Consider the following 20303-nt stretch of genomic DNA (forward strand, 5'->3'; position numbering starts at 1 on the left):
AGGACCCGGCCGGGGCTATTTCCTGGGCGCCTCGACCGCGGGACCGCGGGCGGTGTAGAAGGCCACGGTCAAGTCCCGGACCAGGGACTTCCGCTCGTAGTCGTCGAGCTGGACCAGCCCGCGGTCGGTCAGACCGCGCACCGTCTCGGCGACCGCCGCGAGCACGTCGTCGAGCACCGCGCGGCGGTGCCTGGCGTCGAGCGCGGTGACCTGGGCCCGCCGCATCGCGGCGGCCACCTCCGGCGCGTACTCCAGGCGTACGGGCTGCGCCGAGAAGACCTCGACGCCGACCGGGCGCATGTCGGCGGCGAGCAGCCGGGTGAGCTGGTCGCCGAGGCGTTCCGAGTCCCGCAGGGTGGGCCCGGAGCCGCGGAAGTCGTCCGCGGGCAGCCGGGAGACGGCGCGGGTGACCGCACACTCCACCTGTTCGCGCAGGTAGCGCGAGTGGTCGTCGACGGCGAAGGCGGCCCGGGCGGTGTCCCGGACCCGCCAGACGATCAGGACGCTGGCGTGCAGCGGGGTGCCGTCCGCGTCGACCGTCTCGATGGCGCGGCTGCGCCAGTGCCGCAGGCTGACGTCCATCCGGCGGCGGCCGAGCAGCGGACTGATCCACAGCAGTCCGGTGTCCCGGACGCTGCCCTGGTAGGCGCCGTGCCGGGTCAGTACCCAGACCTTGCCGGGACGGCCCCGGGTGAGGCCGCCCGCGGCGAACGCGGTCAGCGCGCCGAGCAGCAGTACCGCGCCCCACAGACCGGTCAGGTCCCGGGGCGCCGGCGCCTCGGGCAGCACGGTGTGGCCGGCGAGCCGCTCGGGCAGGACGCCCGTCCGCCACAGCAGCCAGCCGCCGGCGGCCGCCGCGGCCAGCGCGGTGAGCGCCGCGGTCCAGCCCGGCAGGCAGCGCCCTGGCTTCTCGACGAGATCGGAAACGGTGACGGTGGCGGCGGTGGGGAGGACGGCGGGGAGGACGGCGGTGGCGGCCAGGGCCGCGTCCGCCGTGGGTGCGTGAGTCGTCACAGGAAGAGTCGTCTCCAGGTCTCCGGTCCGGGATAGCCGTCCGCGTCGCGCCCGGACCAGCCCTGGGCGCGCTGGAACGCCTCGACGGCGCGGCGGTCTGCCTCGCCCCAGGTACGGCTGGGGCCCACGTGGTAGCTCTTGCCGAAGCCCTTGGCGACGAGGCGCCGTCCGAGGGTCAGCACGTGGTCGTTGGACTGTCCGGGGCGGAAGGAGGCGGCGCCCGGGTAACGGGGTGCCGTGGAGCCGCCGGCCGGCCGCGTCGTGGGGGTGCCCGCGGCGATGTTCTTGCCGCTGCCCTCCACCAGGTATCCCCAGGTGGTGGGTCCCGGCAGGCCGTCGGCGTCGCTGCCGGTCCAGCCCTGGGCGCGCTGGAAGGCGCTGGTGGCGCTGCGGTCGGCCTCGCTCCAGAGCGGGCCGGGGCCGACGATGTAGTAGGGCCTGGCACCGCGGGTCATGAGCATGGTGCCCAGCCGGGTGACGGCGGCGTTGTTCGCGCCGGGTCCGAAGGCGGCGGTGCCGGGATAGGCGCTGCTCCCCGTGGTGCCGGTGCTCCCGGGTGTTCCCGGTGCCCCTGTGGTGCCCGATCCGGAACTGCCGGTACCCGACCCCAGGTACTTGTACCGGTAGGCGACGTACTTGTCGGAGTTGGTCCAGTAGGCCATCGGCGTCGTCTGCGCGCGGGTGTGCGGCTGGGTCTGCTCGATCGCGGTGTACAGGTTGTGCCCGGAGTCGGCCCAGCCGTCGAAGATGACGGCGTGCGAGCCCTTCTCCGGGTTCGCCTGGTTGTGGAACAGCAGGATGTCACCGGGCAGCAGATCGTCCCGGTCGATCCGGGTTCCGTAGTCCGCCAGGCTGCCGGTCCAGGCGTTGGTGCCGAGGCCCCAGGCCATCGAGATGAAGCCCGAGCAGTCCTGGCGGTAACCGTCCGACCAGTACGCGGTCATGCTGTAGGGCACCTCGGCGTCCACCCAGCGCTGTGCCCGGTCCAGGATCTGGTCCCGCGTCAGATGCAGCGGGGCCGGGGCCGGCGCCGTGAGCAGGGCGTGGCCGAGCATGGAGCCGGTGGCGGCGCTCGGGGCGGTGGCCGCGGCGACCGCGCCCGCTCCGCCGCCGATGGCCGTGCCCGCGGCGGCCGCCACGACCATCACACGGGTGGCCGCGGTGGTGGTGCAGCCGGTGCCGGCGTCCCGCGTCACCGAGTCGGCGAGGCGCTGTCGCGCGCATTCCTCGCAGACGCAGCCGGAGAGCGGTTCTACCTCGTCGAACAACGGTATGGACATGCGCACACTCCTCCGTGATCGGGCGTCACATGCCTTCAATACCCGATTTCGCCAGAAAGTTGACGAAATGTCGGATACGTCTCGGCCAGGTGATGACGCGCCCGGTCACGGAGGGGTGGAGAGGAGTGCGGAAAGGGTGCGGAAAAGAGCTCAGCTCGCGAGGCTCGGCTGCCCGGACGGGACGGTCTCGTCGGACACCTTCTTGGCCTCCTTCTCCACCAGTGAGCTCAGCTTGACCGGCGTCAGCGACGTCTGGACGTCCGGCACCGTCTCGCCGTTGATCTGGACGACGGGCACCTCGCCGTAGCCGCCTGACATGAAGTCGGACTCGGACTTCGCGACCCAGCCTTCGTGGTCGTTGCCCTTCATGCACGGGACGAACTTGCCCTCGTCGATCTTCCCGGCCTTCTCCGACAGCTCCTTCAGCAGCTTCTGGCTGCTCAGCGCGTCGTCCGACGGATCGGGCTGCCGCTTCCAGACCTGCTGCACGAACTGCGTGTACCGCCCCTGGTCCTGGGCGCACGCGGCCGCGTTGGCGGCGGCCCGGGAACCGCTGCCGCCCAGCTGGGTGTCGGTGTGGGTGACCAGCCGGTACTGGATCTCCACCTGCCCGGTCGCCAGCAGCTTCGTGAAGGTGTCCGCGTACTGCTCGGCGAACGCCTTGGACTGCGGGCTGCGCAGGTCCTCGTACACGGTGAGCGTCACCGGGACGCTCGGCTTCACCGGCACCGCCAGCTTCGCCTGGCCGTCCGGCCCCGCCGCGTTCGCGGGCGGCTTCACCTTGTCGGCCTTCGCGCCGCGCACATGCGCGCCGATGGCCGCGGACGCCCCGAACACCACCACGAGCACCACAATGCCCGCGGCGTACGGCCGCCAGCGCTGCAGAAGACTGTTACGGGGCGCCGCCCCGGAGTCCGCCGTGTCGTTCCGGTCCTTGAGTCCCTTGGACTCCGTCATGAAATACCGCCACCTCGATCAGCGTGCTCTGCTACGTCGCCTGTATACCACCGGGACGCGTCGGGACCGGCCCGGGGGCCCGGCGGAGGCGCTGTGCGGGGCCGGCGGGAGCGCCCGGTGCGAGGTCAGCGCAGGGCCGGGGCCCGGGCGTAGAGGACCGCGCCTCCGACGGTGTCCACGGGACGGTATCCGGCGTCCAGCATCCGCTTCAGGGTGGGCGTCAGGGCGGGGGCGTACGGCGCTCCGCGCGAGTCGTCGACGATCAGGTCGGCCGGGCGCAGCGCCGCCTCCTCACCGAAGGTGCGCCAGGCGCCGGGGACCGCGTACTCCTCCCCCACCCGGACGCCGCCGCGGCCGCCGCTGAAGTTCGTCAGGAAGCCGGCGGTCAGATAGCGGCTCGCGGGGGCCCGGCCGGAGAGCCAGTACTGCTCGGGGTGCATGCCCCAGACCAGAACGGTGTCCCCTGGGCCGGTACGGGCCCGTACGGCGGCGGCGACGGCGGCGGCGTGGTCCAGCTCGGTCCGCGGCGCGGTCAGGCCCCAGACGGCGAATACGGCGCTCGCGAGCACCGTCCAGGCGGTGGCCGCGGGCCACCAGCGCGGCAGCCCGCGCAGCGCGGCCACGCCGGCGAGCACCAGCGGCGGGATCAGCTGCAGGAAGTAGTGGCCGTAGAACTGGAAGCCGAAGGCGGCTCCGAGCGCCGAGGCGCCCAGCCAGACCCAGAGGTCGGCGGGCAGCCGTTCGGCGCCGCTCCGGCGGGCCAGGGTGAGGACCGTGGGGACCACGAAGGCCGCCCCGGCGGCGGCCAGTATCCCGGCGTTCCCCAGGCCCCGCCCCAGCGCCACGCCCCAGGCGCCGGACGCGGAGGCGTAGGAACCGGAACCGGTGACCGTCCAGAACAGGAACCGGGACGGGCCGGTGAGGACGGCGACGGCCGCCACCGGCAGGGCGCAGCCGGCGAGCAGCCGCAGCACGGCGACCCTGCCGGGCGGCTCCGCCGCGCGGCGGGCGCTCCAGAGCATCCAGAGCACGGGCAGCAGCGCCGCGCCGCCGGTCTGCTTGGTCAGCGCCGCCCCCGCGACGGCCAGGCCCGCCAGGGCCCACCGGCGGCGGTCGGTCGCCCAGAAGGCCAGGACGGTCCACGGCACCATGAACACGCCGAAGGAGGCGGCCTGGGCGTCCTCGGGGGCCAGGCCGATGGAGAGCAGCAGATACCCGGCGCCCGCGGCGGCGCCCGCCCGGTTCCCCCAGCGGCGGCGGGCCACGGAGGCGAGCAGCAGGGCGGTGCCGAGCTGCGCCACGACGGCGGCGGCCCGCAGCGGCCACAGCGAGGCGTCGCCGAAGACCGCGAACAGCCCCTCGTAGAGCCAGGGCAGCAGCGGCGGCTTGCGGTCCACGACGGTGTCGTAGAGCACCCCGCCGTGCGCGAGCATCCGGGCCTGCACCGCGAGGTAGCCCTCGTCGGGGTTCCAGACCGGACGCAGGAACGACGGAACGCGCACGAGGGTGGCGAGCACGGCCAGCACCGCCGCCGGCCGCAGCCAGTAGCGGTCCGGCGGCCGGAGCCACCGGGCCCGACGGCGGGCGCCCCCGCCGTCCTCCGCGCACGGGGCGGGGAGTCCGGCGGGGGCGCCGCTCGTGATCTTCGGGGCCGATGGCACGCCTGACAACGTACCGGTCCGTCAGGCGCCCTTGTTCGCGCGGTTCATACGGCTGTGGCTGCGGCCGTACAGGAAGTAGACGACGACACCGATCACCATCCAGATCCCGAACCGCAGCCAGGTCTCGCTCGGCAGATTCAGCATCAGCCACAGCGAGGCGGCCACCGAGAGGATCGGCAGCACCGGCACCCAGGGGGTGCGGAAGGAACGCGGCAGGTCGGGCCGGGTATTGCGCAGGATGATGACGCCGACCGCGACGAGGACGAAGGCGAAGAGGGTGCCGATGTTCACCAGCGCCGCCAGCTCCGAGATGCTGGTGAAGCCCGCGATCACGGCGATCAGCCCGCCGAGCAGGATCGTCGAGCGGTAGGGCGTGCGGAACTTCGGGTGGACCCGGGAGAAGAACCGGGGAATGAGGCCGTCGCGGCTCATCGCGAAGAACACCCGGGTCTGGCCGAGCAGCAGGATCATGCAGACCGTGGTGAGACCGACCGCGGCCCCGAAACTGATGACGCCCGCGTACCAGGGGTGTCCGGTCGCCTTGAAGGCGTCGGCGAGCGGCGCGTCCACCGACAGTTGGGTGTACTTCTGCATACCGGTGACGACGACCGACACGGCGACGTAGAGCGCCGTGCAGATGAAGAGCGAGCCGAGGATGCCGCGCGGCATGTCCCGCTGCGGGTTCTTGGTCTCCTCGGCCGCGGTCGCCACGATGTCGAAGCCGATGAAGGCGAAGAAGACCACGGCCGCCGCGGTGAAGATGCCCTGGACGCCGAAGCTCGTCGGCGCGTAACCGAACAGCACCTGGATGAGCGGCGACTTGAGACCGGACTCCTTGACGGAACTGATCGCCGGCGGAAGGAAGGGCTTGTAGTTCTCGCTGTGGATGAAGAACGCGCCGGCGATGATGACCAGCAGCACCACGGCCACCTTGATCGCGACGACCACCGTGGTGACCCGCGCGGAGAGCTTCATACCGAGGACGAGGATCCCGGTCAGCAGCAGCACCAGCAGGAACGCGAGGAGGTCGAAGCCGAACCCGTCCGTGTCGCTGGTGCCGGACAGCGCCTGCGGCAGATGCCAGCCCGCGTTGTCCAGCAGCGACCGCACATAGCCGGACCAGCCGACCGCGACCACCGCCGTACCGAGCGCGAACTCCAGCACCAGGTCCCAGCCGATGATCCACGCCGGCAGCTCGCCGAGGGTGGCGAAGGAGAACGTGTACGCGGACCCCGCGACCGGCACCGTGGACGCCAGCTCGGCGTAACAGATGGCCGCGAGCCCGCACACCACACCGGCCGCGACGAAGGCGAGGGCGACCGCGGGTCCCGCGTTGTTCTTCGCCACCGTGCCGGTGAGCACGAAGATGCCGGTGCCGATGATGACACCGACGCCGAAGACCGTGAGGTCCAGGGCCGACAGCGACCGCTTGAGTTGGTGCTCCGGCTCCTCGGTGTCCCGCATGGACTGCTCGACGGACTTGGTCCTGAAGAGCCCGTCCTGCCTGCCCGAGGGCGGGTTGTCCTGCGTACTCGTACTCACCGGCGCGCCTCCTGTTCGTCCTGCCGACAGGTTGGGGTGCGTCGGCAGTCGCTACTCCACTCCCACGATTCGCTTCACCCGAATAGGCGCGCCTATGCCTACGCCAATGGGTGAGGGGTCCACCCGGATGGGTGGACCCCCTCACTCGACAGCTCCGCGGAGCGGGACTCAGTCGCTGACCGCCGCCGGCTCGGCCGATCCGACGCTCTCGCCGTACCGGCCGTCGATCGTCGCGACCAGGCCGGTGACCTGGCGGGCGATGTCGGGCGCGGTGAGACCGATCTCGGCCATGACCTCCTTGCGGGAGGCGTGGTCCAGGAACTCCGCCGGGATGCCGAAGTCGCGCAGCGGTACGTCCACGTCCGCGTCGCGCAGCGCCTGCGAGATCGCCGAGCCGACACCGCCGGCCCGGCAGTTGTCCTCGACGGTGACCACGACGCGGTGGCCGGCCGCGAGCCCGGGCAGCGCCGCGTCCACCGGCTTGACCCAGCGCGGGTCGACGACGGTGGTGGTGATGCCCTGGGCGTCGAGCAGATCGGCGATCTCCAGGCACATCGGGGCGAGGGCGCCGACCGAGACCAGCAGGACGTCGGGGCGCTCGAAAGCCTCGTCGGGGGTCGCCTTGCGGAGCACGTCCATGCCGCCGACCCGGCCGACGGCCTTGACCGCCGGGCCGACCGCGCCCTTGGAGTACCGGACGACGGTGGGCGCGTCGTCGACCTCGACGGCCTCGCGCAGCTGGGCGCGGACCTGGTCGGCGTCGCGCGGCGCGGCGATCCGCAGGCCGGGTACGACCTGGAGGATCGACATGTCCCACATGCCGTTGTGCGAGGCGCCGTCGGTGCCGGTGACACCGGCCCGGTCCAGCACGAAGGTGACACCGCACTTGTGCAGCGCCACGTCCATCAGCACCTGGTCGAAGGCGCGGTTCAGGAACGTCGCGTACACGGCGAAGACCGGGTGCAGGCCGCCGGTGGCCAGGCCCGCCGCCGACACGGCGGCATGCTGCTCGGCGATGCCGACGTCGTAGACCCGCTTCGGGAAGACCTTCGCGAACTTGTCCAGGCCGACCGGCTGCAGCATCGCGGCGGTGATCGCGACGATGTCCTCGCGCTCCCTGCCGAGCTTGACCATCTCCTCGCCGAAGACCGAGGTCCAGTCGGCGCCGGAGGCGGCGATCGGCAGGCCGGTGTCCGGGTGGATGGGGCCGATGCCGTGGAAGCGGTCCGCCTCGTCCTGCTCGGCCGGGCGGTAGCCGCGGCCCTTCTCGGTGAGGCAGTGCACGATGACCGGTCCGCCGAAGCGCTTGGCGCGGTGCAGCGCCGACTCCAGCGCGTCCACGTCATGGCCGTCGATCGGGCCGACGTACTTCAGGCCCAGGTCCTCGAACATGCCCTGCGGGGCGATGAAGTCCTTGAGGCCCTTCTTGGCGCCGTGCAGCGTCTCGTAGAGCGGCTGTCCGATGAGCGGGGTGCGCTCCAGCAGGTCCTTGGTGCGGGACAGGAAGCGCTCGTAGCCGTCGGTGGTGCGCAGCGTCGCCAGGTGGTCGGCGAGCCCGCCGATCGTCGGGGCGTAGCTGCGCTCGTTGTCGTTGACGACGATGACGAGCGGCCGGTCCCGGGCGGCGGCGATGTTGTTCAGCGCCTCCCAGGCCATCCCGCCGGTCAGCGCGCCGTCACCGATGACGGCCACCACGTGGTCCTGCTTGCCGAGCACCTCGTTGGCCTTGGCGAGCCCGTCGGCCCAGCCGAGCACCGTGGAGGCGTGGCTGTTCTCGATGACGTCGTGCTCGGACTCGGCGCGCGAGGGGTAGCCGGACAGGCCGCCCTTGCTCTTGAGCCGCGTGAAGTCCTGCCGCCCGGTGAGCAGCTTGTGCACATAGGACTGGTGCCCTGTGTCGAAGAGCACCTTGTCCCGGGGCGAGTCGAAGACCCGGTGCAGGGCGATGGTCAGCTCCACCACACCGAGGTTGGGGCCCAGGTGTCCGCCGGTCTTGGAGACCGCGTCGACGAGGAAGGTACGGATCTCGCCCGCCAGCTCCACCAGCTGCTCCTGGCTGAGCCGGTCGAGGTCGCGCGGTCCCTTGATACGGGTCAGCAGCGCCACCCGTGCCTCCTATGCAGTCGAACTGGTCGATCCGTCGAGTCTAATGTTCCGCGTGCGGCGCCGTGGAGCGCCCCGTGCGACGTTTGTCACCCGCGACCCGCCCGCAGCGCACCCGCGGCACACCCGGCAACACGAATGCCCGGTGCAGGGATGATCATCCCCGCACCGGGCCGGTGCCGCCACACCACCGACATGCGGAGGTGTGTGCGATGGAGCGTTACGCGCGGCCGGAGGCCTTCTGCGTCTTGCGCGACACCGAGTCGATGACCACGGCGGCGAGCAGTACGGCGCCGGTGATCATGTACTGCAGCGAGGTGTTCATGTTCAGCAGGTCGAGACCGGTCTGGATGGACTGGATGACGAGCATGCCGAGCAGGGCGGACCAGGTGTTGCCGCGACCGCCGAAGAGGCTGGTGCCACCGATGACCGCGGCCGCGATGGCCAGCATCAGGAGGTTGCCGCTACCGGCGGCCAGCGTCGCGGTGTAGGTCTGCGCGGCGAGGAACAGACCGCCGGCCGCCGCGAAGCCGCCGGAGATGGCGAACACCGAGATGCGGATCAGGGCCACGTTGATACCGGCACGGCGGGCGGCCTCGATGCTGCCACCGACGGCGAAGATCTTGCGGCCGTACGAGGTGCGCCGCAGGACGAAGTCGGTGATCACGAGCGCCACGAGGAAGATCACCAGGGCGTTGGGCACACCCGCCGCCTGGTTCAGCACGTACGCGGCGACGAAGGACACCACGGCCAGCGCACCGACACGTACGGCGATCTCGCCGGTCGGCCGGTACGGGACCCCGGCCTGGCGGCGGCGGCGCTGCTCGATGAGCGAGCCGGCGAGCAGGGCGACGGTGCCGAGACCCGCCAGCAGGTACGCGCCGGCGATGTCCTGGTTCATGAAGAAGGAGCGCTGCCCGAGCAGGTGCAGCGGGCCCTTGTCCTGGATCGAGAGGCTGCCGGTGTCGCCCAGCAGCCACAGCATCAGGCCGTTCCAGCCGAGGTTGCCGGCGAGGGTGACCACGAAGGCCGGCACACCGATCTTGGCGAAGAAGTAACCGTGCAGCGCGCCGATGGCGATACCGGTCAGGAGGGTCAGGAAGACGGCCAGCCAGGGATTCACATCGTGTGTCGTCGCCAGGATGGCGAAGACGGCGGCCGACAGACCACTGACGGAGGCGACCGACAGGTCGATCTCACCGAGCAGCAGCACGAAGACCAGGCCGATGGCGATCATGCCGGTGGCGGACATGAAGTAGCTGATGTTGAGCATGTTGCCGGCGCTCAGGAACAGGCTGTCCTGGGACTGGAACACGGACCAGATGATGATCAGACCGACGACGACGGGCAGCGAGCCCAGCTCACCACCGCGCACCTTGCGCTTGAACTCGGTCAGATAGCCCTTGAGTCCCTCTTCGCGGACCAGCAGTCGCGGGTCGACGACGGGGATCGCCGCCGCGGTGGGGTCTTCGGCCGGGGGCGTGTCCTTCACCGTCTTGGACAGGTCGCTCACTTTGCCGCCTCCGTGTTGCGCGCCTGACGACGGGTCACGGCGTTCTCCGTGGCTCCGGTGATCGCCGCGATGATCTCTTCGGGACTGGTGTCCTTCACCGGGAAGGCACCGTTGTTCTTGCCCAGGCGCAGGACGGACACCACGTCCGCCACGGCGCGCACATCGGCCATGTTGTGGCTGATGAGGATGACGGCGAGGCCGCGCTCGCGCAGCCTCTCGACCAGGTCGAGGACCTGGGCGGTCTGCTCCACACCGAGGGCGGCGGTGGGCTCGTCGAGGATGACGACCTTGGGGTCACCGATCAGTGCGCGGGCGATCGCGACGACCTGCCGCTGACCACCGGACAGACTCGCGATCGGGATCCGGACGCTCGGGATGCGGATCGACAGGGTGTCGAGCAGCTCGCGGGCGCGCTGCTCCATCGTCACCTCGTCGAGCGCCAGCCCGCGGCGCAGTTCGCGTCCGAGGTAGAGGTTGCCGACGACATCGAGGTTGTCGCACAGCGCGAGGTCCTGGTAAACGGTGGCGACGCCGAGACCCTGGGCGTCGTGCGGCCGGTTGATGCTGACCGGCTTGCCCTCCCACTCGATGACGCCTTCGTCGATGGGGTGCACACCGGCGATCGTCTTGACCAGAGTGGACTTGCCGGCACCGTTGTCGCCGACGAGCGCGACGACCTGACCGGAATGGACCTCCAGCTCGACATCGGTGAGGGCTTGCACCGCACCGAATCGCTTGGAGACTCCGCGCAACGCCAACACGGGCGTAGCGGACACGTGAATCATCTCCTTCGCCGCCTGACCGGCGGGGATGCCGCGCCCCTTGGAAGGGCGCGGAAGGACGTGCATGAAGCACAGGATTGCAAAGTCAAAACGTGGGGGTAAGTCCCGTGTCCCGTAAGCGTTTCCGTCCGGCGCCCCACCCCGAAGCGGGGATGTTGGTGGGGCGGGGCGCCGGACAGGCTTTTACCGGACCGAGGGCCCGGAGGGGCCCCGGGTTCTACTGAATGCCGGCCGTCTTGCAGGCGGCGGCGAATTCAGGGGTGCAGATCTGGGCCACGGTGAAGAGCTGGTCCTTGACGACCGTGTCCTTCACGTTGTCCTTGGTCACCGACACCGCGGTGAACAGCTTGGCGGGCACGGTGGTGCCGGAGCCGCTGGTCGCCGTGATGTCCGCGACGCTCTTGATGTCCTCGCCGTTGAGCAGCTTGACCGCGATCTCGGCGGTCGCGTCCGCCTCGGGCTTGTAGGCCTTGTAGATGTCGCTGGTCTGCGTGCCGGCGAGGAGGCGCTGGATGCCGGCGAGCTCGGCGTCCTGACCGGTCAGCGGAACGTTGATGCCCGCGCCCTTGAGGGCGGTGGCGATACCGCCGGCCATGCCGTCGTTGGCGGAGTAGACGCCGGCGATGTTCTTGGCGCCGAGCTGGGTGATGGCCGCCGTGACCTTCTGGTTGGCGACGGTGTCCTTCCACAGACCGCTCTGCTCGTACGCGATCTTGACCTTGCCGTCGAGCGCCTTGTGGGCACCGGCCTTGAACATGGCGGCGTTCGGGTCGGCGTCGTCACCGTTGATCATGACAACGTTGGCAGTCGGGGTGGCCTTGTCGCCCATGGCGGCGAGAAGCGCCTCGCCCTGCAGCTGGCCGACCTTCTCGTTGTCGTAGGAGACGTAGGCGGAGACCGGGCCCTGGGCGAAGCGGTCGTACGCCACGACCTTGATGCCCTTGTCCACGGCCGACTGGACCGAGGCCTTGATGCCGACCGCGTCCTGCGGGTCGAGGATCAGGACCTTGACGCCCTTGGTGATCATGCTGCTGACCTGCTGCGCCTGCTTGGCCGGGTCACCGGCGGCGTTCGCGTACTCGATCTTGCAGTCGGCGCAGAGCGCCTTGATCTTCGCTTCGATCAGCGGGCGGTCGAACTTCTCGTAGCGCGTCGTCGCGTTCTCCGGAAGGAGCAGGCCGATCGACTTGTCCTTGCTGCTGTCGGACTTGTCGTCTCCGGCCTTGCCGCACGCGGCCACGGACAGGGCCATCGTTACCGCAAGCGAGCCAATTACGGCACGACGCATCATTGCGTTCATTTTGGGTTGCCTCCCTGACGAGGCCGCAACGCTGCGGCCGAGGTTCACGTGAGTCAACTCCGCCGTTGCCATGCCGTCAATAAGTAAACACTTAACGAGATGGCAACGGCGCGTTTCGTTAGCTGTGTGAACTCAGGGTTATGCAGGTCGTTGCGCTGAAAGGGCCGGAACCGCCGCCGGAGCATTCCCATCAAGAAGGGTCGAATCACCCATTTCGCTCAGCACCAGAGCGAGTGCTCCGAGTACTTCCGCGCGGGCGCCGAGCCCGCCGGGGACGATCGACAGCTGCCGGGCCGCGCTGGGAATGGCGTAGCGCGCCACCGACTCGCGGATCGGCGCCAGCACCAGCTCGCCGGCCTCCGCGAGATCGCCGCCGAGGACGACCCTGCTGGGGTTGAGGAGGTTGCAGAGACTGGCCACGCCCATGCCGATGTGCCGCCCCACGTCCGCGATCACCCGGCGGCAGCCCGGATCGCCCTCACGGGCGTACTGGACCATCCGCGGCACCGTGAGATCGGCGCCGTGGCTGCTGCGCAGCAGCTCCAGGGTGTAGCGCGCGGCGGTGAAGGTCTCCAGGCAGCCGCGGTTGCCGCAGCGGCACACCGGGCCCGACTCGTCCAGCGTGATGTGCCCTATCTCGCCCGCCGTGCCGCCCGGGCCGCGGTAGATGCGGCCGTCTATCACCAGGCCCGCGCCGACGCCGCTGGCGACCTTGATGTAGGCCAGGTCCCGCACCCCGCGGCCGCCGCCCCAGACCAGTTCGCCCAGCGCGCCGAGGTTGGCGTCGTTGTCCACCTTCACGGGCATGCCGAGCCGGTCGGACAGCTCCTGACGTGGGTTGATGCCGCTCCAGCCGGGCAGGATCGCGGTCGATCCGATGGCTCCGGACTCCACGTCTATGGGGCCGGGGACACCGAGGCCGACCCCGAGCACCTTGTCCACGCCGATGCCGGTCGACTCGATCAGCTGGGCGACCAGCTGCTCGGCCCGGTCGAAGCCCTGGGACGCGGAGGCGTCCACGTCGATCGGCTCGGACTGCTCGGCCAGCACCTGGTGTGCCAGGTTCCCCACCGCGACCCGCAGGTGGGAGTGTCCGAAGTCGACGCCCACGACGATGCCGACATCGCCGGACAGCGCAACGCTGCGGGCCCGTCTTCCTCCGGAGGAGGTAGGCGTGACCTGCACCGTTCCGTTGTCCCGCAGCTCCCGGACGATATTGGAGACCGTGGCGGCGGACAGCCCGGTACTCCGGGCGATCTCCGCCTGGGTGAGCGAGCCTGCCAGCCGTACGGCGCGGACCACACGCTCTAGGTTGGCCCGGTGCAGCGATGACTGCGATCCCGGAGTCTCCACGACCATCCACTCCTGCCTCGGCAGGCGGTACTAACCGCCGCCCGAACGGACGAGGCCGCACCAGTGAGACCCCGTCGTCTACAACATGTGAACCCTAAGCTGAGCCTTTAGGGTGATGTCCCGTCAAGGGCTGAGACCATTCTGCGACGGAAAGCCCGATGCGTCATAGGTCGCCCGTGCCCGCTCAGCACCTCAGGACGTCACGGAGGGAAGACGTGTCGCGGCGCAGCAGCTCGTCCTCGACGAAGGTGACCTCGTAGTCGTTCCCCCCTCCGGTCATCCGCAGGACGAGCCGGCCGTCGTCCGCGATCACCGCCGTCGCCGGCCCGCCCGTCGATTCGTCCCGGCCGGCGAGCACCCAGCCGAGATCCGGATCCCGCCGCACGTACACAAGGTGATCGCGCCCGATGCCCGCCCGGGCGAGCACCGCCGCGTCCACCCCGGGCGCCGCCAGCGGATCGTGTGCCTCCGGCAGACCGTCCGTACCCGTCCGCTGGAGCAGGGCGATCTTGACCGCCCGGCGCAGTCGCGGGTCCCGGGTCTCGGCCAGGAAGCGGCCGAGCACCTCGGTCTCCGCCTCGTTCCGCGCGAAGCCGCCCGCGTAGCTGGAGGCCCGGACGCGGTAGACGTACGAGGGGTCCGCCGGCTTGCTGACGACCGCGCCCGCGGCGACCAGCCGCAGCCACAGGTCCCACTCCTCGCCGTAGGCGATCTTCCGGAAGCCGCCGACCTTGTCGTACAGCGCCCGGCTGTACAGCGCGCCGACCACGACGTAGTTCTGTGCGAGCAGCTGGACGAGCTGGTCGCCGGGGAGCGGCAGCCGCCCCTTGGTGTACGTGCCGGGGACGAACGGCCCGCGGCCCGTCCAGGTCAGCGGGCGGGGGCTGATCAGCCCCGGGCCGGCGTCGTAGGCGTCGCACATCGCCTCGACGTGGTGCGGAAGGAAGGCGTCGTCGCCGTCGAGCTGGCACACCAGGTCGGTGTCGAGCCGCTCGATCCCGGTCCCCCGGGCGCCCCAGACGCCGAGCCGGCGACTGTTGCGGACCAGCGTCAGCGGCAGCACCCCGCTCCAGCGCTCCACGCGCCGCACGGTGTCGTCGTCGGAGCAGTCGTCCACGACGACGATCCGGTCGACGGGCCGGGTCTGCATGGCCACCGACCCCAGGGCCTGGTCGATGAAGTCCGAGGAGTTCATGGCGGGGACGATGACGCCGACCGTCGGTCGGTCAGTGGGACGCGACACGGAACTGGGGCCTTTCGACGATGTAGTAGTGCGGGAGAACGACATCGGGCAGGACGGAGAGCGCCGCTTCGTACGCGCGCCGCACCTCCCCGACGGTGACGGGCCGGCCGCCGTCACCCCTTGGCTGCGGGACCACCCGCGCCGTCACCCGGGGCACGCCGCCGGTGTCCCGGTCGACGAGCAGTTCGGCGCCGGCCACCGGTTCCAGGCCGAGCAGGGCCCGGCGCATGGCACCGAGATCGGCCCAGGAGGAGTCGGTCAGCAGCCAGTCGTCGCCCCTTGCCAGGGGCCGGACGAGGTAGCCGTCCGGCGACGCCGCCATCGGCACCCCGGGACTGCGGGCGGACTCGGTCAGCAGCGTCTCCATGTCCAGGAGCAGCCCGCGGACGTCGTCCCTGGGCAGGTACGCGGTGTCCGCGACGAGTCGGTGCACCGTGCGCGGGCCGTCCGGCTCCGCGCTCACGTTGTAGTAGAGCTTCAGCGCCGGCAGGGCGAACGGCGGCGCCCAGGAGAAGGAGCGGTCGTCCGCGCTCTCCCGCTCCGCCGTGTCCTCTGTTTCCTCCGGTGTCCGGGTCCGTTGTGCCGGGTCGCCGAACAACAGGGTGGTGTCGTTGTGCAGGACGGACAGGTCCAGTCGCAGTCCCCGCGCCGCGCCCGCCGCCGCGATCAGCCCGTCGAGGTCCGCCGGGTCGTACTGGGCCCTGGCGTACCCGCGCAGCGTGTCCTTGTGGGTGGCGCGGACGACGTCGTCGAACGCGGGCCCGGAGACCTCCGGGCAGAGCAGGACATCGGAGGCGAGCGGGGCGACCATGCCCTGCCGGTCCGCGCCGACCCGGTTGGCGAAGATGGTCTTCAGCGCGCAGCGGGTGGTGCCGTTGCGGCGCGCGAGGAGCGTCGCGAACGCCGCGAGGTGGACGGTCGCCGTGCTCACCTGACAGCGCAGGGCGATCGTCCGGGCGGCGGCGTCCATCGGGGCGGAGCGCAGCTCGCCGTGCGCGGCGCCGGGATCGCCCGACGCCCCCGCGAACATGGACCGCGGGGCGCCGTCGAGGACCTTGCGCACATACGCGCCCGACCGGCGGTTCATCGCCCGGCCCCGCTCGGACTGCTCCTGCTCCGCCAGATCCAGCGGCTGGGTGCGCGGCGCCCCGGCCGGATCCGCGGCGGGCCGGCCCGCCAGCCGGTCCCGCAGGTCCTGTTCCAGGATCCGCAGCGCCCAGCCGTCCAGCGCCACGTGGGAGAGATAGAGGAGGACGCGGAACGGCGCTCCCCCGGGCGCCAGCAGCAACGTGACCCGGATCCCCCATTCGTGTGACAGGTCGAAGCCGGATTCCGCCATCCGGGTGTGCAGCCGGACGGTCTCGGCCTCGGGGTCGGCGCCGGCCGCCATGCGGTCGATCCGGACGGGCAGCCGTCCCTCCCCCTGGACCGACTGCCGGGGCGGCGCGCCGTCCACTCCGGGGAGGTAGACGGTGCGCAGGCTCTCGTACCCGGCCACCACCTGCCGCAGGGCGGCCAGCACGTCCTCGGTGGTGGAGGTGCCGTCCAGCTCCACGAAGTACTTGATGTTGTAGTCGTAGCCGTGCGCCTCGGTCCTGCTCAGCACCGCCTCGTAGATCACCCGCTGGCCCCATGTCAGGGGCGCCTGGGCGGAGCGCAGCCCGGTGAAGTCCAGCTGGAACGTCTGCGCGTCGCTCACCCCGCGCTCCCGGCGGTCGGCAGCGGCGAGGCGGTCAGCAGGGCGGGCAGTCCGGCGAGTGACGCCAGCGCGGCACCCGGGGCGCCGCCCACCAGATAGGTGGTGATGCCCGCCGCCTCCCCCTGCCGGACGTCGTGCGCGGTGTCCCCGGCGAAGACCACCTCGGCCGCGGAGAGTCCCAGCAGCCCGCGGGCCCGGTGCAGACCTTCCGGGGCCGGTTTGGGCTGGTCCACGTCCTCGCGGGCGACCAGCAGCGGGACGTCGAGGCCCGCGGCGGTGAGCAGCAGGGCCGCGGCGGCCCGGGAGCGGCCGGTGCACACCCCGAGGGCGAGGCCCAGCGCGGCCAGCGCCTCGATCGCCTCGGCGGCGCCCGGCCGGGGCGGCGCGGGCGCGGCCGCGAGCGCGACCGGGAAGTGCGCGTTGTAGGCCGCCATCGCCCGCTCCGCGAGCGGCTCGCCGGCCAGCCGGGCGAGCGTCGCCAGATCGGTCGCGGCCGACCGGGTCGCGATGAGGGCCGCGCTCGGCCGCGGCAGCCCGAGGTCCTGGCACGCCGCGCGCAGACAGCGCACATGCACGCCCCGGGAGTCCACGAGCGTTCCGTCGAGATCGAGGATGACGCCCCGGACCGTCATATGCGTTCGCTTCCTGAAGGGTCGGGAGTCCGCACCGTTGCGTTGCCGGACTGCTCTGCCGAGGGGGGAGAAGCCGCAGGTGGAGGGGCGGACGCGGCGGCCAGTTCGGTCACCGCGAGCAGTGCGTTGACCGGGCCGGCCGCGAGCGCGGCGCCCGATCCCATGCCGAGCCGCATCTCCAGGTCGAGCACCGGCTTCAGCCCCATCTCGTCCAGCAGCATCCGGTGGGCGGGTTCGGTGGAGACATGGGAGGCGACCAGGTACTCGCGGACCTGCGGGCACAGCCGGCAGGCGATCAGCGCGGACACCGCCGTCATACAGCCGTCGAGCACCACGAGGCAGCCGCGGGCGGCGGCGGCCAGGATCAGGCCGACATTGCCGCACAGCTCGTAGCCGCCGAGCGCGGCGAGCTGCCGGACCGGATCCCCGCCGTGGACCGGCTCGCCGGCGAGCCCGGACGTGCGCTCCAGCGCCTGCTGCACCAGCCGCGCCTTGAGCCGGACGGTCTCCTCGCCGACGCCGGAACCCCTGCCCGCGAGGTCCCCCGGATCGGCCCCGAGCAGCCGGGCGGCCAGCGCGGCGGCCGACGTCGTGTTGCCGACGCCGATCTCACCGCAGGCGGCCATGCTCCCGGCGGGGAAGACCTCGTGGGCGAACCGGGCGCCGGCCTCGATCGCGTCCAGCGCCCGCCCATAGGTCATCGCGTCGGCACGGGTGATGTCCGCCGTGCCGTTCCCGACCTTGTAGCGGTGGTCCCTGGTGTCGGTGCGCAGCCCCAGGTCCGCGGCCGCCACCCGGCCGCCCACCCGGGAGGCGAGCGCGCAGACGGGCGCCCGTCCCGCGACGATCTCCGCGAAGAGCAGGGCCGTGGACTCCGGCTGGTGGGCGGAGACTCCGTGCTCCGCCACCCCGTGGTCGCCCGCCAGCACCGAGACCACGACGGGCAGTGGCCGGACGCGGTGCGTCCGCAGGATTCCCGCGACCTGCCAGCCGATCTCGTCGAGGCGGCCGAGGCTGCCGGCCGGTCGGGATCCCGTCGCGGCGACCAGCCGTGCCAGCCGCGCGGTCCGCCGGTCGAACGCGCCGACCGCGTCGGTCAGTGCGCCCAGCCGTTCCTCCGGCAGCGCTCCGGCACGCTCGCCGGCACCACCGTGGGCACCGCCGTCGGCACGGTCACCGGCGCCGTGCCCGCTCCCGTCCGCCGCCCTCGAAACCTCCACCAGCCCTCCCCCGTCGAAGCGTTCACCGCGGCCGCTCCCCCGGCCCCGGCCGCGGCCGGGCCACACAGTACGCGGCGGTTTTGCCGATGTCACGAGGTGATCCCCAGCGCTCGGGAGCTGTCCGGGAGGCCGTTCAGGGACCGCGCCACAAGTCCAAGCGCTCTTCACGGAAAGCCCTTTCGCCCCGACCGGGCCCGCTGTTACGCTCGCGCCCTCAACCGGTCTAGACAACTTACCGGCTGAGTACGGGGCGATCCTGCCATGGCGTGGGAGAGGGACGATGATTTCACGGGAGACAGTCGTGGCGGCGCTCGTCGGCCGCCTCGCGGAAACCCTGCCGGAAGCGCGCGGTGCCGCGCTCCAGGAGACGGACGATCTGCGGCAGTTCGCCGGATTCGACTCCCTGGGAATCCTGGAGACCCTGGTGTGGCTGGAGTCGGAGTTCGACATCACCATCCCGGACGAGGACCTGGACGTGGAGAACTTCCAGTCGGTCGGCCGGATGGCCGACTTCGTCCTCACCCACCGCTGACCGGCTCTTGACCGGATATCCAGGAGGAGCAGTGGCGGACGCCGGATTCTTCGCGGCGGTTCGGGACGGGGCGGGACGGGGCGACGCCGTCGCCCTCATCTCCGGCAAGCGGGCCTGGACCTACCGTGAGCTGATCACCTCGGCGGAAGTCTTCGCCGGGCACCTCGGGCGGCACCCCACCGCGGGAGTTCCGGTGGTCGTGGACGTCGCCGACGCGGCCGTCCGCGCGGTGGTCACCCTCGCCGCGGACCTGGCCCAACTGACCGTCCTGCACAGCGATCCCGGGGCGCCCACCGACTTCGGCGGGCTCGTCGTCGGGGACAGCGCGACGCTCCAAGAGCCATCGCAACCGTCGGAGCCGTCGGAACCACCGCATCCGTCGGAGCCGCCCGCCGTGCGGACGTCGGACGGCGGTGTCGAGCTGTGGACGCACACCCGGGCCGCCACCCACAGCCTGGCCGGCATCCCGGCCCGCTCGCAGATCTTCCTCACCTCCGGATCCACCGGAACGCCCACCGGCGTGGTCCGGCCGGCCGCCACCGTCCTCACGGACGCGCACCGGATCGCGGCGTTCATGGGATACGGGCAGGGCCTGCCGGCCGTCGTCAGCACCCTGTCCTTCCACTGCTACGGCTTCGCCTACGGCATCGCCGCGCCCCTGCTGCACGGCACCCCGGTCCGGCACGTCCCCTCCCGGTCCATACCGTCCCAACTGGCCCGCGCGGTGCGCGAGCACGGGGCGGGGACGCTGGTCGGGCTGCCCTTCCAGTTCCAGCTGCTGGCGGGCATCGCCGCACCGCTGGACTTCGGGGAGCTGCGGATGGCGGTCTCCTCGGGCGCCCCGCTGCCCCCGGCCACGGCCGGCGCCATCACCGGGCGGTACGACTTCGCCCTCTACAACGCGTACGGGTCCTCGGAGACCGGGGCGCTCTCCGCGGCGCTCAGCACCGGGGAGCAGCTGCCGGGCGAGGTCGGCACGCCGTTCCCCGGCGTCTTCCCCCGGCTGGTCCCGGTCGACGGCGTGTCCGGCGGCGGTGAACTGCAGCTGCGCACCGACGCGTTGGCGGCGGGCTACACCGGCACCGACGGGCTGCTCCCGCTCGACTTCGACGGCGACTGGTACCGCACCGGCGATCTGGCCCGGATCGAGGACGGCGGCATCCGGATCAACGGCCGGCTGAAGAACATCATCAACGTCGCGGGCAAGAAGGTCAGCCCGGCGGAGATCGAACGGGTGCTGGCCCGGCACCCCGCGGTGACCGACGTCCAGGTGGTCGCGGCCCCCGACGACGTACGCGGCCAGGTACCGGCCGCCCGCATCGTCACCGGCTCCGACCTCACCGTCGCGGAACTGCTCGCGTGGTGCCAGTCCCGGCTGGCCCCGCACCAGATGCCGCGGCGGATCAGCTTCCTGGACGAGATCCCCCGGTCGGCGATGGGCAAGCCGCTCAGGGGACCGGAACCGAGCTAGC

16 protein-coding genes are annotated in these 20303 nt (G+C 71.7%); 2 read left to right on the forward strand and 14 right to left on the reverse strand.

The window, feature by feature from the left end; genetic code table 11:
• Nucleotides 1-15: 15 nt before the first annotated feature.
• The 14 genes from LNW73_RS06910 to LNW73_RS06975 all read right to left on the reverse strand — a co-directional run bounded on the left by LNW73_RS06910 (nt 16) and on the right by LNW73_RS06975 (nt 18299).
• Entirely contained in the window at nt 16-1014 is a 999-nt protein-coding gene (locus LNW73_RS06910) for an SPFH domain-containing protein (RefSeq protein WP_250989330.1), read from the reverse strand.
• Complete coding sequence (locus tag LNW73_RS06915; RefSeq protein WP_250989331.1) at nt 1011-2294, reverse strand: peptidoglycan-binding protein; 1284 nt, start codon at nt 2292-2294, stop codon at nt 1011-1013. Before LNW73_RS06915 ends, LNW73_RS06910 begins: the two co-directional genes overlap by 4 nt.
• A gap of 150 nt (nt 2295-2444) precedes the next feature.
• A complete protein-coding gene (locus LNW73_RS06920) occupies nt 2445-3251 on the reverse strand; it encodes a DsbA family protein (protein ID WP_250989332.1) in 807 nt (268 codons plus the stop codon).
• Between the two features lie 125 nt (nt 3252-3376).
• Nucleotides 3377-4912 carry a glycosyltransferase family 39 protein gene (locus tag LNW73_RS06925; protein WP_374118050.1) on the reverse strand — a complete coding sequence of 512 codons (1536 nt, stop codon included), beginning with the start codon at nt 4910-4912 and terminating at the stop codon, nt 3377-3379.
• Nucleotides 4913-4933: 21 nt separating this feature from the next.
• Nucleotides 4934-6376, reverse strand: coding sequence for an amino acid permease (locus LNW73_RS06930; RefSeq protein WP_250980365.1), 1443 nt, complete (start codon nt 6374-6376; stop codon nt 4934-4936).
• Between the two features lie 246 nt (nt 6377-6622).
• On the reverse strand, nt 6623-8560 hold the full coding sequence (gene dxs / locus LNW73_RS06935; protein ID WP_250978203.1) for a 1-deoxy-D-xylulose-5-phosphate synthase: 1938 nt from the start codon (nt 8558-8560) through the stop codon (nt 6623-6625).
• A gap of 217 nt (nt 8561-8777) precedes the next feature.
• Nucleotides 8778-10070, reverse strand: coding sequence for a sugar ABC transporter permease (locus LNW73_RS06940; RefSeq protein WP_250989333.1), 1293 nt, complete (start codon nt 10068-10070; stop codon nt 8778-8780).
• Nucleotides 10067-10855, reverse strand: coding sequence for an ATP-binding cassette domain-containing protein (locus LNW73_RS06945; RefSeq protein ID WP_250980364.1), 789 nt, complete (start codon nt 10853-10855; stop codon nt 10067-10069). The genes LNW73_RS06940 and LNW73_RS06945 overlap by 4 nt, the downstream gene beginning before the upstream one ends.
• Nucleotides 10856-11069: 214 nt before the next feature.
• The gene (locus LNW73_RS06950; protein ID WP_250992837.1) at nt 11070-12140 is read right to left on the reverse strand and encodes a sugar ABC transporter substrate-binding protein; all 1071 of its coding nucleotides are present in this window, start codon (nt 12138-12140) and stop codon (nt 11070-11072) included.
• A gap of 150 nt (nt 12141-12290) precedes the next feature.
• The gene (locus LNW73_RS06955; RefSeq protein ID WP_138354276.1) at nt 12291-13505 is read right to left on the reverse strand and encodes an ROK family transcriptional regulator; all 1215 of its coding nucleotides are present in this window, start codon (nt 13503-13505) and stop codon (nt 12291-12293) included.
• A gap of 184 nt (nt 13506-13689) precedes the next feature.
• Nucleotides 13690-14793 (reverse strand): glycosyltransferase family 2 protein, encoded by a 1104-nt coding sequence (locus LNW73_RS06960; RefSeq protein WP_285390722.1) that lies wholly within the window; start codon nt 14791-14793, stop codon nt 13690-13692.
• Entirely contained in the window at nt 14732-16447 is a 1716-nt protein-coding gene (locus LNW73_RS06965; RefSeq protein ID WP_250989335.1) for a condensation domain-containing protein, read from the reverse strand. The genes LNW73_RS06960 and LNW73_RS06965 overlap by 62 nt, the downstream gene beginning before the upstream one ends.
• Nucleotides 16444-17079 (reverse strand): HAD family hydrolase, encoded by a 636-nt coding sequence (locus tag LNW73_RS06970; RefSeq protein WP_250989336.1) that lies wholly within the window; start codon nt 17077-17079, stop codon nt 16444-16446. The genes LNW73_RS06965 and LNW73_RS06970 overlap by 4 nt, the downstream gene beginning before the upstream one ends.
• Entirely contained in the window at nt 17076-18299 is a 1224-nt protein-coding gene (locus tag LNW73_RS06975; RefSeq protein WP_250989337.1) for a nicotinate-nucleotide--dimethylbenzimidazole phosphoribosyltransferase, read from the reverse strand. The genes LNW73_RS06970 and LNW73_RS06975 overlap by 4 nt, the downstream gene beginning before the upstream one ends.
• 280 nt (nt 18300-18579) lie before the next feature.
• Between LNW73_RS06975 and LNW73_RS06980 the strand changes: the two genes are divergently transcribed.
• Together LNW73_RS06980 and LNW73_RS06985 are read left to right on the forward strand one after the other, a co-directional pair.
• The gene (locus LNW73_RS06980) at nt 18580-18831 is read left to right on the forward strand and encodes an acyl carrier protein (RefSeq protein ID WP_138354271.1); all 252 of its coding nucleotides are present in this window, start codon (nt 18580-18582) and stop codon (nt 18829-18831) included.
• 31 nt (nt 18832-18862) lie between these two features.
• Nucleotides 18863-20302 carry a class I adenylate-forming enzyme family protein gene (locus LNW73_RS06985; protein WP_250989338.1) on the forward strand — a complete coding sequence of 480 codons (1440 nt, stop codon included), beginning with the start codon at nt 18863-18865 and terminating at the stop codon, nt 20300-20302.
• Nucleotide 20303 lies beyond the last annotated feature (1 nt).

The sequence above is a fragment of the Streptomyces sp. RKAG337 genome (assembly GCF_023701715.1).
Taxonomy (GTDB): Bacteria; Actinomycetota; Actinomycetes; order Streptomycetales; family Streptomycetaceae; genus Actinacidiphila.